Genomic DNA, 13,419 nt, shown 5'->3' with positions numbered 1-13,419 from the left:
TATTTAGAGAACGAGGTTGAATGTCAACGATAGCTGAAAATATCGCAACAGTACGTACCCGTATCCAAGCCGCAGCGCAGGCTTGTGGTCGTGACCCGGCAACCATTGGTCTGCTTGCCGTAAGCAAGACCAAACCGGCAACAGATCTGCGCGAAGCTTACAGCTGCGGATTACAACACTTTGGCGAAAACTACTTGCAAGAAGCGATCCAAAAGCAAGAATCGCTAAAAGATCTGCCCTTGATCTGGCATTTCATCGGCCCTATTCAATCCAATAAGACACGGGCAATAGCCAGCCATTTCGATTGGGTACATTCCGTTGATCGCCTTAAGATTGCCCAGCGGCTTTCCGAACAGCGCCCTGCGGGACTGTCCCCGCTCAATATTTGCCTTCAGGTAAATATCAGCGGTGAGGCCAGTAAATCTGGATGTGCCCCCGAAGAGCTGCCCGAGCTCGCCCGTGCTATTGCTCAACTACCCAATGTTGTCTTGCGTGGGCTGATGGCTATTCCAGAAGCGGCTACGGAACCTGAAGCGCAGCACGCTGCCTTTTCTTCTCTCCGAAAACTCAGCGAGGCGCTGAACCTGAATCTTGATACCCTGTCCATGGGCATGAGCCACGATCTAGAAGCAGCTATTGCAGAGGGTGCAACCTGGGTTCGAATCGGCACAGCCTTGTTTGGCACCAGAGACTACGGCACACCGACCTCGCCTGCTTCTCATTAAGGAATGTATACATGAGCGATACCCGCATCGCCTTTATCGGCGCTGGAAACATGGCGGCCAGTCTGATTGGAGGCCTTCTCGCACAAGGCCTGCCCACATCCTGTATTACCGCTAGCAATCCTGACGCAGCACAACGCTCAGCACTTGAGGCTGATCATGGGATTCAAACATTCACATCCAACCTTGAAGCGGCTCAACAGGCTGATGTGATTGTCCTATCAGTCAAGCCGCAGGTCATGAAGCCTGTCTGTGAGGAGCTTTCCAGTGCACTTACCGGAACTCAGCTGATCGTTTCTGTTGCAGCTGGAATCACTTGTGCCAGCCTTACGCAGTGGCTAGGTGAGCGTGCGCTGGTACGCTGCATGCCCAACACGCCAGCCTTGCTTCGTCAGGGTGCCAGCGGCCTTTATGCCAATGAGCATGTGTCGCCAGCCCAACGTGATCAGGCTGAGCAATTACTGTCTGCAGTAGGCCTTACCGTATGGGTCGAGCATGAAAAGCAGCTGGATGCGGTAACGGCCGTATCAGGTAGCGGTCCGGCGTATTTCTTTCTGATGATGGAAGCCATGACACAGGCCGGCGAATCGCTTGGTCTAGACAGGGAAACGTCAGCACGCCTGACCCTTCAGACGGCACTTGGCGCCGCCCAGATGGCTTTGAACAGTGACGCGCCACCTGCAGAGCTGCGTCGCCGTGTCACTTCACCCGGCGGCACTACTGAGCAAGCCATTAAGACCTTTCAGGAGGGCGGTTTCGAAGCCCTTGTTCAACAAGCACTTTCAGCGGCAGCCCGTCGTTCAGCCGAGCTGGCGGAAGAGCTCGGTCAATAAGGAGTATTCATGTACGGATTAAATACCGCCCTAATTCTCATACTGCAAACGCTTGGCAGTCTTTATCTGCTCATTGTATTGCTGCGCTTCATTCTACAACTTGTAAAAGCGGATTTTTACAATCCTCTGAGCCAGTTCATTGTTAAGGCAACACAGCCCCTGATACGTCCGCTGCGCCGGATCATTCCAGGCTTTGGCGGCATCGACTTGGCCTCGCTGGTACTTGCGGTATTGGTGCAGCTGGTCCTTATGATTCTGCTGCTCTTGCTGACCAACGTCGAAGGCATTAATGGCCTCAGCCTCATTACCATGCAATATGGCGTAGGCGGAGCGATTGCCCATCTGTTCATTTGGTCGCTGATTGCCGTTGCTTCCCTATTTCTCAAGGTGTTTTTCTTCGCCATGATTATTAGCGTAATCCTCTCCTGGGTTGCGCCGGGTAGCTACAATCCCAGTGCTCAGCTTGTAAACCAGATCTGCGAACCTGCATTGGCGCCCTTCCGCCGCCTGCTGCCTAACCTGGGCGGGCTGGATATTTCGCCTATCTTTGCATTCATCGCAATCAAGCTGATCGATATGCTGGTCATTAAGAATCTGGCCACGATGGCAGGCATGCCTTCGGTTCTGGCACCGTTCCTGTAAGCGAGGGCCCCACCTGTTCGGTGGGGCCTTTATCCTTAACCATTCACACACTTTGCGTGACCGCCTAGAGAATCCCGTCGGGTCTTGATTGACGCAAGACCCGCCTTACGGCACCGTACCGCCCTTTATTACGCTCATGATGATGGCAGGGATGGGTATGGAGCGTCTGTCTCAGCAAGTCGATGCCTATGCGACTTGGAAACTTGAACTCATACAGCAAATCAATCGCTACAGCGGCTGGCTTGTTCGTAACCGCCTCAATTCGCAAAACCTTGATGAAACCCTGGCACGCTGCGTTCAGGTTCTGCGTGACGATCACATTACGCTAGCCTTTGCTGGCGAGTTTTCACGTGGAAAAACCGAACTGATCAATGCCTTGTTCTTTGCCGACTACGGTCAGCGCATGCTGCCGTCGCAAGCAGGCAGAACAACCATGTGCCCTACCGAGCTTTTTTACGATGCCAAGGCAGAAGCGCCTTATATTAGGCTTCTTCCCATCGAATCACGGTTAGATGACCTTAATATTGCAGACCTGAGAAACGATACGGCTCGCTGGCAGCAAATCACGCTTGATTATGAGCAGCCGGAGATGATGGCCGCTGCACTCGGCAAGGTCGCCGAGATTCAGCTGGTAACGATAGACCATGCCATCTCCCTTGGATTCGATGCAGAGCAGCTCGATAAGCCCAGTACAGAGGGGCTGGTCGAAATCCCAGCCTGGCGCCATGCGATTATCAACTTTGACCATCCTCTGTTACGTCAGGGCCTGCGGATACTTGATACCCCAGGTCTCAATGCGCTTGGCAGTGAACCTGAGTTAACACTTTCAATGCTTCCGGCGGCACAGGCTGTGTTGTTTCTATTGGCTGCCGATACTGGCGTTACGGCTTCCGATCTGCAGCTGTGGGAGCACCATATCAAGCCGACCAGTGATGATGCGGAAGGCTCGTTATTTGCGATCCTCAACAAGATCGACACGCTTTGGGGCGATCTGAATGGCGACGAGTCCGTCGAGCAATCCATCCAGCGCATCCGTGAAGTCAGCGCACGTCACTTGGGAATCCCCATGACTGATGTGCTGCCTTTATCTGCAAAGCAGGCGTTGCTTGGCAAGGTACGCCACGATACGAATCTGCTTGAGCGCAGCCAGCTGGCTACCCTTGAGCACCTTCTTTGCGACCGTATCGTTGGGCACAGAGAGCGTTTACTCCAGAGCCGGGTCGTCAATCAGGTTATCTCTCTGCTGGCGAGCAGCCATTCACTCCTAGGTGAGCGGTTCGTCGAAATAAAGCGGCAACATGCGCTCCTAGAAAATGCTTCTACCGGTTCAACGCTGGCTGAGCAGATAGAAAAGACGCGTGAAGAGCATGCGCTGTATCACAAGCGGCTTCTGAATTTGCGTACTACGCAGCGGATGCTCCAAGGGCAAGCTGTTTTACTCAACGATGCATTAAATCCGGCACGCCTTGAAAGACACTTGACCGACGTACGCAGCAACCTGGCGGAAAGCTGGACTACTTTGGGTATCAGCGAATCGATCCATCGATTTTTCCAAAGCGTTGAACATGACATGTTGTCCCTTTACTACGAAGGCGAACGTGCCAACAAGGTTCTGCTGTCGATTTACCAACGACACAATGAGGAAAATCCTGGCCATCGCCTGGATGCTCCACGCCTGCGGGTCAAGGCTCAAATTCGCGCGCTCCGCCAGTTGCAATTGAAATCAGATCGTTTCCGTCGTCAGATGAAAACCCTGTTTACTGAGCAGCGCGTCTTGACTCGCCGCTTCTTTGCCACCCTGGTCAAAGAAGCGGTCCACGTCCATGAACAGGCCTGCCGCGAAGCCAAACGCTGGAATGAGGTCGCCCTGCTCCCTCTTATTCAGTTCACGCGTGAGCACAAGCAGTTGCTGGAGGCCAACATGCTGGAACTCAAGGCACTGACCCAGCAGGCGCTGGATACTCAGCAACAGAAAAGCCGTCTGCAAGCCTACTGCGAAACAATGGCAAGCCAGCTTGACGAGGCTAACGATATTTTGCGTCAGCTGCGCCGTCCTGCTCCTGCCCAGCGCCACGCCAAGGTTGTAGCCCTTCCCGGGGTAAACTTCGCCTAGCGGCATAAGGCTTTATCCAAAGCGGCAAGCCCCTCCACGCAGGATGCTTGCCGCTTGCGTTGGCGCTCTTTAGACTGGCGCCCTCTCACGCATAAGAGCCTTAAATGCCCAGCGTCATACCCCATGATTCCGTAGGCCTGGTTACGCCTCAGGTCCTTCACTTCTCCGAGCCGCTCCCCTTGGCTTGCGGTAGATCTTTGACCGAGTACGACCTGGTCATCGAGACGTATGGAGAGCTCAACGAAAACCGCAGCAATGCCGTGCTCATTTGCCATGCCTTATCGGGCCATCACCATGCGGCGGGTTATCACAGCATGGAAGACCGCAAGCCTGGGTGGTGGGACAGTTGTATTGGCCCTGGCAAGCCTATCGATACCCGTCGATTCTTTGTGGTTTCACTGAACAATTTGGGTGGCTGTAATGGGTCAACGGGCCCAGGAAGTGCCAACCCAGCTACGGGAAGGCCTTATGGTGCCGACTTTCCCGTTATTACCGTTGAGGATTGGGTAAACAGTCAGGCACGCCTGGCTGATGCACTGGGTATCGCGCAATGGGCTGCCGTTGTCGGCGGCAGTATGGGCGGAATGCAGGCCCTGCAGTGGACAATCAGCCATCCTGATCGTGTGCGTCACTGTATGGCCATCGCTTCAGCACCAAAGCTGTCAGCACAAAACATCGCATTCAACGAGGTGGCACGCCAAGCCATTCTGACCGATGAAGAATTTCATGGCGGTCGCTTCTACGAGCAGAATGTTGTGCCCAAGCGTGGATTGATGCTGGCCCGCATGGTTGGCCACATCACTTATCTGTCCGATGATGCGATGGGACAGAAGTTTGGGCGTGAGCTTAAGACAGACAAACTCAACTACGATTTCCACAGCGTGGAATTCCAAGTGGAAAGCTATCTGCGTTATCAAGGCGAGGAGTTCTCAGGCCGCTTCGATGCCAATACCTACTTGTTGATGACCAAAGCGCTGGATTACTTCGACCCTGCTAGCGCACATGATGGTGATCTGGCCAAGACATTTGCTGCTGCAAAGGCTGACTTTTGCATTATGTCCTTTACAACCGACTGGCGTTTTTCACCGGCCCGCTCGCGGGAAATCGTAGATGCCTTGATCGCGGCGAAGAAGAATGTCAGCTATCTCGATATTGATGCGCCACAGGGGCATGACGCCTTTCTTCTACCGATTCCCCGGTACCTGGAAGCCTTCGTTAGTTACATGAATCGCATTGCTGTATGAGGGCCTGAACGTGCGTGCCGATCTGGATATCATCAAAGACTGGATTCCCGCCGGTAGCCGGGTGCTTGATCTAGGGTGCGGTAATGGCGAACTGCTTGCTTATCTTCAGGCAAACAAGCAGGTCACTGGTTACGGCCTTGAGATCAACGACGAAAACATCAAACAATGTATCCGCAGGGGCGTAAATGTCCTTGAACAAGACCTGGATAAAGGGCTGGGTAATTTTGCCAGCAACAGCTTTGATATTGTCGTTATGAGTCAGGCGTTGCAAGCAGTCCATTACCCTGACCGCATTCTTGAAGAAATGCTACGGGTGGGCAGAGAATGTATCATTACGTTCCCGAACTTCGGCCATTGGCGCTGTCGCTGGTATCTGGCCCGTAATGGGCGAATGCCAGTTTCAGAATTTTTGCCTTACACCTGGTACAACACGCCGAACATTCACTTTTGTACCTTCGAAGACTTCGAGTGCCTCTGCCGCGAGCTAAAGGTCAAAGTGCTTGATCGATTGGCTGTCGACCGTCAGCACCGCCACGGTATCGGCAGTCGCTTATGGCCTAACTTGCTGGGTGAAATCGGCATCTACCGCGTAACGGGCCCGTCGCTGTAACAGGTATTTGTCGCATGGATTCAGATAGCGGCATGACCCGCTATCTGAATCACATACATCAACTCCTCAGATTTCATATCATTGCGGGCAGGCAAATATTCGTCTGTTTCCGCCCCAAACCAGAGATGACACGACATGATCCAACTGTCCGAGCTGGTGCTGGCCAGTCATAACGCTGGCAAGCTCAAAGAACTTCAGGCCATGCTGGGAGACGCTGTCAGGGTGCGCTCTGTAGGCGAGTTCAGCCAAGTCGAGCCGGAAGAAACAGGGCTTTCCTTTATTGAGAATGCCATTCTTAAAGCACGTAACGCCGCACGTGTATCCGGCCTGCCTGCCTTGGCTGACGACTCGGGTCTTGCTGTTAACGCACTTGGTGGTGCGCCAGGCATCTACTCGGCACGCTATGCAGAGGGTCGTGGTGACGCTGCTAACAATGCAAAGCTGCTCGATGCGCTTAAAGGTATTCCTGAGGCCGAGCGTGGCGCCCAATTTGTAAGCGTGCTGGCCCTAGTCCGTCACGCTGATGATCCGCTTCCTATTGTCTGTGAAGGTATCTGGGAGGGACGAATTCTCTTTGAGATGCGGGGCGAGCATGGCTTTGGGTATGATCCCTTATTCTGGGTACCCGAACGGGATTGTTCGAGCGCAGAGCTGGTACCTGAAGAAAAGAACCGTATCAGCCACCGTGCCCGCGCCATGGCCATTCTCCGTGAGCGGCTCGGACTTTGACTCAGCCAGTATCGTTCGAACTCCCCCCGCTGGCCGCCTATATCCATATTCCGTGGTGCGTGCGTAAGTGCCCCTATTGCGATTTCAACTCGCATGCAGCAGGGCCTCAGCTACCTGAAGAAGAGTATGTTGATGCGCTGCTAGCGGACCTGGATGCCGACCTTGTTCATATACAGGGTCGGCCGCTGAGTTCGATTTTCTTTGGCGGAGGTACGCCGAGTCTGCTTTCAGCCAATGCACTAGGGCGTTTGCTTGAAGGCATAGAGCGCCGGGTTGAGTTTGCCTCAGACATCGAAATTACCCTTGAGGCCAACCCTGGGACATTTGAGCAGGACAAATTCGCGGCTTACCGACAGCTCGGCATTAACCGGCTTTCCATTGGTATCCAAAGTTTTCAGGACACTAAACTCAAAGCACTGGGGCGGATTCATGGGCGGGATGAAGCTGTTCGAGCAGCGGAGATGGCACGTCGCGCAGGTTTCGACAACTTCAACCTGGACCTCATGCATGGCCTGCCTGACCAGAGCGTTTCAGACGCAATGGCAGATCTTGAGCAAGCAATTGCACTCGCACCAACGCATATCTCCTGGTATCAACTCACCATGGAACCCAATACCGTCTTCTGGAGCCAACCGCCTGAGCTTCCTGAAGACGATACCCTTTGGGATATCCAAGAAGCCGGCCAGGCTCGGCTTGCCGAAATGGGTTACCGGCAATACGAAACATCTGCCTATGCTCAACCCGGTCGGCAAGCGCGTCATAACCTGAACTACTGGACCTTTGGTGACTTCCTTGGAATTGGCGCAGGCGCCCATGCCAAGCTGAGCTCACCTGAAGGGCGCATCGTTCGTACCTGGAAGACCCGCCTGCCCAAAGACTACCTGGACCCTGCCAAGCACTTTCAAGCAGGCGAGCGAGTACTGACGCCAGCAGAGCTTCCCTTTGAGTTCATGATGAACGCTCTGCGTCTGGTTGAAGGCGTTCCAAGCGAGCAGTATCCGCAGCGAACCGGCCAACCCTTGGAAAGTCTGCATGACGCGCTCAAAGCGCTGCGCAGTAAAGGCCTGCTTGAAAAGGATCCAGCAAGGCTAGCCCCCACCCCCCATGGGCAGCTTTTTTTGAATGATGTGCTACAGCACTTCCTGTCCGACTAAGGAGACATGACGCTTGGACTTTTTACTTAGCCTTATTGCAGATGCCTCTCGCTGGTGTCGTGGCCATCTGGCCGAAATTGCTCTGGCTCTGATTTCCACCCTGCTGGTCATGTTTGGGACCGAAATCAACAGCTGGATAAAACAGCGCCTGGGTAGTTTGCCTACCTTTGTACGCGTACCGATTCTGGCTTCAGCTTCGGTAAGCATTTATGGCGCGGCAACCACCCATCTAACCCCTTGGGTAGTGAAAGGATTGGGCCAGTTCAATAACTACAGCCTGGCGCCAGCGTTGCTGGTTGGCGCTTGCCTGCTGGGCGTTCTGGCCGAGCGACGCTGACAGGCATACAAAAAGGCCTGACACAGTGGTCAGGCCTTTTCATTATTCGATGCGCTCGAACTTGAGGTCCCACACACCATGCCCAAGCCGCTCACCGCGACGTTCGAACTTGGTAATGGGGCGCTCCTCAGGTCGTGGAACATAAGTCCCATCCAAGGCCTGATTGCGATACCCCGGCGCGGCGCTCATGATTTCAAGCATGTATTCGGCATAGGGTTCCCAATCGGTTGCCATATGTAGTACACCGCCAACCTTTAGCTTGCTTCGAACCAGCTCGGCAAACTCAGGCTGAACGATACGGCGCTTATGATGACGAGCCTTGTGCCACGGGTCGGGGAAAAACAGCAGCAGCCGGTCCAGGCTTGCATCAGGAACGCATTGGCGAAGCACTTCCAAGGCATCGCAGCTGTATACACGCACGTTGCTCAGCTGTTGGGTCAGCAAGCCATTCAGCAACGCACCTACACCAGGACGGTGGACCTCAACGCCAATAAAATCCTGCTCGGGCGCTGCAGCAGCCATCTCCAGCAAGGAGTGACCCATGCCAAAGCCAATTTCAAAGGTACGCGGCGCTTGGCGGTTAAAAACAGTATCGAAATCCTGAAGACCCGCCTCCAGGTCAAGACCGAAGCGAGGCAAGCCCAGGTCAAGGCCTCGCTTTTGACCTTCCGTCATGCGTCCCGCCCGCATGACAAAACTTTTGACGGTACGCATCGGGCGTGCGGGGGCGTTATCGAGTTCCTGATCGCTCATGGCTATTCACAAAGACAACACGACCCAGCGAGAAAGCCGGGTCGCTAAAGGTTAAGATGAGTGGAGCGTCGTGATCAGTTGATCAGACCTTCCAGAGGAGATGAAGCCGATGCATACAGTTTGCGAGGCATCCGCCCTGCCAGATAGGCCATGCGTCCTGCCAAAATGGCATGCTTCATGGCTTCACCCATTAGTACTGGGTCCTTGGCATGGGCAATGGCTGTATTCATCAGGACGGCATCGCACCCTAGCTCCATCGCAATAGTTGCATCCGAAGCGGTACCTACACCAGCATCGACCAGAACCGGTACCTTGGCCTCTTCCAGAATGATGCGTAGGTTATAGGGATTGCAGATACCCAGCCCAGAGCCGATCAAACCGGCCAGTGGCATCACGGCAATGCAACCGATCTCGGCCAGTTGGCGGGCAATAATGGGGTCATCGCTGGTGTACACCATAACATCGAAACCATCCTTCACCAGTGTCTCGGCGGCCTTCAAGGTTTCGATGACATTGGGGAACAATGTCTTCTGATCAGCCAATACTTCAAGCTTGACCAGTGAATGCCCATCAAGAAGCTCGCGCGCTAGACGACAAGTCCGTACGGCCTCAACGGCATCATAGCAGCCAGCCGTGTTGGGCAGGATGGTATAGCGATCTGGTGGAATAACATCCAGCAGGTTCGGCTCGCCTGGGTTCTGACCGATATTGGTCCGGCGGACTGCAACGGTCACAATTTCAGCGCCCGACGCCTCAATGGCCAGACGGGTCTCCTCCAGATCCTTGTATTTACCGGTTCCCACAAGCAGACGCGACTGATAGGTGCGTCCGGCCAGGGTAAGCGGTGTATCTTGACGATTGCTGGTCATGGCAGATTCTCCGGCGGCCTAGCCGCCACCAATAGCATGAACCACTTCCAGCTGATCGCCATCCACCAGGGTGGTCGCGGCATGCTGGCTGCGGGGTACGATATCGAGGTTACGCTCCACGGCGACCCGCTTTCCGGTCAACTCGAGCCGGACAAGCAGATCCGCCACGGTGGTACCGTCAGGAAGTTCGAAAGATTCGCCGTTCAATTGAATGCGCATGGCAGAAGCGGTCTGAAATGTATGAAGGGCTGCATTCTAGCCCCTTCTGCCACGATGACCAACGCTGTATCGTCATCTAGGCCAATCGCCAGGCCACCAATCCCAAGCAAACCCATCCCGCCAGGAAGGCAAGCCCGCCAAAAGGTGTGATGATACCCAGCTTACTGATCCCAGAAAGGGTCAGAGCGTAGAGACTACCCGAAAACAGCACGATCCCTATCGCAAAAAAAGTGCCCGCCAAACCAACCAGACGTCCCTGAAGATGAGTGGCCAGAATGGCAATACCCAGTAATGCCAAGGCATGTATAAGCTGATACAGGACGCCGGTCTGGAATACAGCCAGATGCTCTGGCGAAAGCCGCCCTTTCAGACCATGGGCCGCAAAAGCCCCAAGGCCGACCCCTGTAAAGCCAAACACGGCTGCCAGCATGAGAAACGTACGAAGCATGGATAACTCCCAGACAGAATCGAAGCGATCGTTATAATGGACCGCTCATTCCTAAAGACCAAGTCGCATGGTGCGCTCTCTTCTACGTCGTTTGTTTCTCTATACGCTTATCCTCGTGGCTGTAAGCGTGCTGCTCGTCCTGATGTTTCGCTGGGTACCGCCGCCCGGCTCAATGGTCATGGTAGAGCGAAAGGTAGAGTCGTGGATGGATGGCAAGCCGATTGATCTGCAACGGGAATGGCGGCCGTGGAACGAACTGCCGGACAATCTGAAAATGTCAGTAGTGGCTGGAGAAGATCAGCACTTCGGTCAGCATTGGGGCTTCGATATGGAAGCCATCCGCAAAGCCTTTAGCCACAACGAGGCGGGTGGCTCTCTGCGTGGAGCCAGTACGATCAGCCAGCAAACGGCCAAGAATCTATTTCTCTGGACAGGCCGCAGTTGGGTACGCAAAGGGTTTGAAGCCTGGTTTACTCTGTTGATTGAGACCCTATGGCCCAAGCAACGTATTTTGGAAGTTTATCTCAACAGCGTTGAGTGGGGTTCTGGAGTATTCGGCGCTGAAGCGGCTGCGCAGTATCATTTTGGTATAGGCGCTCCTTACCTGTCGGATCGGCAAGCCAGCCTGTTAGCAGCAACCCTACCCAATCCCAGAGGCTGGAGCCCAAGCCATCCTAGCGCCTACGTCAGCCGTCGCGCCAACTGGATTCGACAGCAGGTCCGACAGTTGGGCGGTAGCGATTACCTGTTGCACATGAGATAAAAAAAGCCCTGGCTGAATGCCAGGGCTTTTTTAGATCAAGTAGCGAGATAAGACGAGCGGGTCAGCCCGAGACGCAAGGCATCCAGATACTGCGTACGCTCACGTGCTGTCAGTTTTGCCCCGGCTACCTTGTCACGGTAGTAGGTCATCAGCTCTTCTGGTGAGAGGTGCACATAACGAAGCATGTCTTCGATGGTGTCGTGAGTCTCGATTCCACCATGACGGACTGTGCCATCAGCATCCAGATAGACGTTAACCGAATCCGTATCACCAAACAGGTTATGCATATCGCCCAGAATTTCCTGATAAGCGCCTACCAAGAATACACCCAGCATGTAATCTTCATTCGGGCGTACATCGTGAACCGGCAAACTGGTCTCGATACTCTGCTCATCCACGTACTGATTGATCTTGCCATCGGAATCACAGGTCAGATCCTGTAGCACCGCACGACGCATGGGCTCTTCGTCCAGACGCGTAAGCGGCACAATAGGCAGGATTTGTCCAATTGCCCAGGTATCTGGCAAGCTCTGGAAGACCGAGAAATTACAGATGTACTTATCGGCCAACTTGTCATTCAGCTCGTCCAGAACCTGACGATGCGAACGCTGGCGTGCCTTGAGCTGGTTGTAGAGCCGGCGGCAAATCGCAAAGTAGCATTGCTCCGCCAGCGCTTTATCGTTCAGGCTCAGACGGCCGGAAGCATACTGGGCAGAGGCCTCACTCACGTACTGCGTAGCACGCCAATAGGTCTCGGTCACCATTTCCGGGTCAGTATCACCCAGCAGTTCAACCAACCACTGCACAACTTCTGGCTTATCAGAGAAGTTCTCGATATCGGGCATGGTGTCGTTATTGCGCTCGACATCGGTCACCTGCATGACCAGCACGGCATGGTGCGCTGTCATGGCGCGACCACTTTCCGAGAAAATATTCGGATGCGGCAAGCCCTGGCGGTCGCAGAACTCCTTGAGCATTCCTACGACAGTAGCAGCATAGTCTTCCATGTCGTAGTTAATGGAGCTGGCATTACGCGAGTGCGTGCCGTCGTAATCCACACCCAGGCCACCGCCAACATCGACGTGATCAACCGGCAGGCCAAGGGCGCGCAGTTCGGCATAATAACGAATGGCCTCACGGAAGCCCTGACGGTAGTCAGCCAGATTGGCGATCTGCGAGCCCATATGGAAATGCAGCAGACGAACACCCTGCTCCAACCCTGCCTTGCGGAAACGCTCGATAACGGACAGCAGCTGCGCAGCCGACAGACCAAACTTGGACTTCTCACCGCCCGTATCGGCCCACTTGCTGGATGCCAGCGATGACAGGCGAACGCGCAAACCGACCTGAGGCGTCACCTTAAGATCGGCAGCTTCCTCGATTACCAACGGAACCTCGGATTCCTTCTCGATCACGATGAAGACGTTATGGCCGAGCTTGAGCCCCATCAGGGCGAGACGGATGAACTCGCGATCCTTATAACCATTGCAAACAATGGTGCCGCCTTTTGGCGCCAGTGCCAGAACAGCCATCAGCTCAGGCTTAGAACCTGCTTCAAGCCCAATCGAAACATTGCGTGTAGCAATGATGTTCTCGACAACAGCTTCCTGCTGATTGACCTTGATCGGGTATAGGGCTGTGTACTGGCCACCATATTCCATACGCTCGATATTGGCATCGAACGCTCCAGTCAATGCCCGTACGCGACCTTGCAGAATATCGGGGAAACGTACCAGCAGAGGCAGCGAAAGGCCTGCCTCACACAATTGCCCCACCAGTAGATGAAGGTCGATGGGCTCGCCATCGGGACCATGAGGACGGACTTCGACATTGCCGATGTCATTGATAGCAAAGTAGCCAGCACCCCAGTGGCGAATGCCGTACACACTACGGCTATCGGCTACGGTCCATTGGCTGCCGTCATCTTTGCGCGTACGTCGTGGGGACATCCGCCAGATTCTCCTGCTTGAAGGTAATAAGGTG

15 protein-coding genes are annotated in these 13,419 nt (G+C 54.4%); 10 read left to right on the top strand and 5 right to left on the bottom strand.

Going from position 1 to position 13,419, the window contains the following annotated elements:
* The first annotated feature begins 20 nt into the window (after positions 1-20).
* The 9 genes from IEX86_RS07045 (at position 21) to IEX86_RS07005 (ending at position 8,384) form a co-directional block, all read left to right on the top strand.
* Positions 21-725 (top strand): YggS family pyridoxal phosphate-dependent enzyme, encoded by a 705-nt coding sequence (locus tag IEX86_RS07045; protein WP_188865426.1) that lies wholly within the window; start codon positions 21-23, stop codon positions 723-725.
* A gap of 11 nt (positions 726-736) precedes the next feature.
* Complete coding sequence (gene proC, locus IEX86_RS07040; RefSeq protein ID WP_188865425.1) at positions 737-1,555, top strand: pyrroline-5-carboxylate reductase; 819 nt, start codon at positions 737-739, stop codon at positions 1,553-1,555.
* Positions 1,556-1,564: 9 nt separating this feature from the next.
* Positions 1,565-2,197 (top strand): YggT family protein, encoded by a 633-nt coding sequence (locus tag IEX86_RS07035; RefSeq protein WP_188865424.1) that lies wholly within the window; start codon positions 1,565-1,567, stop codon positions 2,195-2,197.
* Between the two features lie 151 nt (positions 2,198-2,348).
* The gene (locus IEX86_RS07030) at positions 2,349-4,310 is read left to right on the top strand and encodes a dynamin family protein (protein WP_188865876.1); all 1,962 of its coding nucleotides are present in this window, start codon (positions 2,349-2,351) and stop codon (positions 4,308-4,310) included.
* 104 nt (positions 4,311-4,414) lie between these two features.
* On the top strand, positions 4,415-5,554 hold the full coding sequence (gene metX, locus IEX86_RS07025) for a homoserine O-succinyltransferase MetX (RefSeq protein ID WP_188865423.1): 1,140 nt from the start codon (positions 4,415-4,417) through the stop codon (positions 5,552-5,554).
* A gap of 10 nt (positions 5,555-5,564) precedes the next feature.
* Positions 5,565-6,164, top strand: a complete 600-nt coding sequence (metW, locus tag IEX86_RS07020) for a methionine biosynthesis protein MetW (RefSeq protein WP_188865422.1) — start codon at positions 5,565-5,567, stop codon at positions 6,162-6,164.
* Positions 6,165-6,299: 135 nt separating this feature from the next.
* Positions 6,300-6,893, top strand: coding sequence for an RdgB/HAM1 family non-canonical purine NTP pyrophosphatase (gene rdgB, locus IEX86_RS07015; RefSeq protein WP_188865421.1), 594 nt, complete (start codon positions 6,300-6,302; stop codon positions 6,891-6,893).
* Positions 6,890-8,047 carry a radical SAM family heme chaperone HemW gene (gene hemW, locus IEX86_RS07010; protein ID WP_188865420.1) on the top strand — a complete coding sequence of 386 codons (1,158 nt, stop codon included), beginning with the start codon at positions 6,890-6,892 and terminating at the stop codon, positions 8,045-8,047. Before rdgB ends, hemW begins: the two co-directional genes overlap by 4 nt.
* Before the next feature lie 13 nt (positions 8,048-8,060).
* A complete protein-coding gene (locus IEX86_RS07005) occupies positions 8,061-8,384 on the top strand; it encodes a DUF3392 family protein (RefSeq protein WP_188865419.1) in 324 nt (107 codons plus the stop codon).
* A gap of 42 nt (positions 8,385-8,426) precedes the next feature.
* Here the strand turns inward: IEX86_RS07005 and trmB are convergent, their stop codons facing one another.
* The 4 genes from trmB to IEX86_RS06985 form a co-directional block, all read right to left on the bottom strand.
* Positions 8,427-9,098, bottom strand: a complete 672-nt coding sequence (gene trmB / locus IEX86_RS07000) for a tRNA (guanosine(46)-N7)-methyltransferase TrmB (protein ID WP_188865875.1) — start codon at positions 9,096-9,098, stop codon at positions 8,427-8,429.
* Positions 9,099-9,211: 113 nt separating this feature from the next.
* Positions 9,212-10,006, bottom strand: a complete 795-nt coding sequence (locus IEX86_RS06995) for a thiazole synthase (protein ID WP_188865418.1) — start codon at positions 10,004-10,006, stop codon at positions 9,212-9,214.
* An 18-nt stretch (positions 10,007-10,024) separates the two neighbouring features.
* Positions 10,025-10,225, bottom strand: a complete 201-nt coding sequence (thiS, locus tag IEX86_RS06990) for a sulfur carrier protein ThiS (protein ID WP_188865417.1) — start codon at positions 10,223-10,225, stop codon at positions 10,025-10,027.
* A 76-nt stretch (positions 10,226-10,301) separates the two neighbouring features.
* Positions 10,302-10,673 (bottom strand): DUF423 domain-containing protein, encoded by a 372-nt coding sequence (locus IEX86_RS06985; RefSeq protein ID WP_188865416.1) that lies wholly within the window; start codon positions 10,671-10,673, stop codon positions 10,302-10,304.
* Between the two features lie 67 nt (positions 10,674-10,740).
* On the opposite strand from IEX86_RS06985, the gene mtgA reads away from it, so the two are divergent.
* Positions 10,741-11,436: a monofunctional biosynthetic peptidoglycan transglycosylase gene (gene mtgA / locus IEX86_RS06980; protein ID WP_188865415.1), complete on the top strand. Its 696-nt coding sequence runs from the start codon at positions 10,741-10,743 to the stop codon at positions 11,434-11,436.
* Between the two features lie 35 nt (positions 11,437-11,471).
* Here mtgA and speA read toward each other — a convergent pair whose 3' ends face one another.
* Positions 11,472-13,385, bottom strand: a complete 1,914-nt coding sequence (speA, locus tag IEX86_RS06975; RefSeq protein WP_188865414.1) for an arginine decarboxylase — start codon at positions 13,383-13,385, stop codon at positions 11,472-11,474.
* Positions 13,386-13,419 lie beyond the last annotated feature (34 nt).

Origin of the sequence: Pseudomonas asuensis, assembly GCF_014646755.1 — a bacterium.
GTDB classification, from domain to species: Bacteria; Pseudomonadota; Gammaproteobacteria; order Pseudomonadales; family Pseudomonadaceae; genus Chryseomonas; species Chryseomonas asuensis.
This window is presented reverse-complemented; position numbering and strand designations above follow the sequence as displayed.

Excerpts from the sequence above, each read along its gene's own strand:
- thiS (WP_188865417.1), bottom strand. The coding sequence starts at position 10,225 with ATGCGCATTCAATTGAACGGCGAATCTTTCGAACTTCCTGACGGTACC.
- metX (WP_188865423.1), top strand. The coding sequence starts at position 4,415 with ATGCCCAGCGTCATACCCCATGATTCCGTAGGCCTGGTTACGCCTCAG.
- IEX86_RS06995 (WP_188865418.1), bottom strand. The coding sequence starts at position 10,006 with ATGACCAGCAATCGTCAAGATACACCGCTTACCCTGGCCGGACGCACC.
- proC (WP_188865425.1), top strand. The coding sequence starts at position 737 with ATGAGCGATACCCGCATCGCCTTTATCGGCGCTGGAAACATGGCGGCC.
- IEX86_RS07035 (WP_188865424.1), top strand. The coding sequence starts at position 1,565 with ATGTACGGATTAAATACCGCCCTAATTCTCATACTGCAAACGCTTGGC.
- IEX86_RS07030 (WP_188865876.1), top strand. The coding sequence starts at position 2,349 with ATGGGTATGGAGCGTCTGTCTCAGCAAGTCGATGCCTATGCGACTTGG.
- speA (WP_188865414.1), bottom strand. The coding sequence starts at position 13,385 with ATGTCCCCACGACGTACGCGCAAAGATGACGGCAGCCAATGGACCGTA.
- rdgB (WP_188865421.1), top strand. The coding sequence starts at position 6,300 with ATGATCCAACTGTCCGAGCTGGTGCTGGCCAGTCATAACGCTGGCAAG.
- mtgA (WP_188865415.1), top strand. The coding sequence starts at position 10,741 with ATGGTGCGCTCTCTTCTACGTCGTTTGTTTCTCTATACGCTTATCCTC.
- IEX86_RS06985 (WP_188865416.1), bottom strand. The coding sequence starts at position 10,673 with ATGCTTCGTACGTTTCTCATGCTGGCAGCCGTGTTTGGCTTTACAGGG.
- trmB (WP_188865875.1), bottom strand. The coding sequence starts at position 9,098 with ATGCGTACCGTCAAAAGTTTTGTCATGCGGGCGGGACGCATGACGGAA.
- IEX86_RS07045 (WP_188865426.1), top strand. The coding sequence starts at position 21 with ATGTCAACGATAGCTGAAAATATCGCAACAGTACGTACCCGTATCCAA.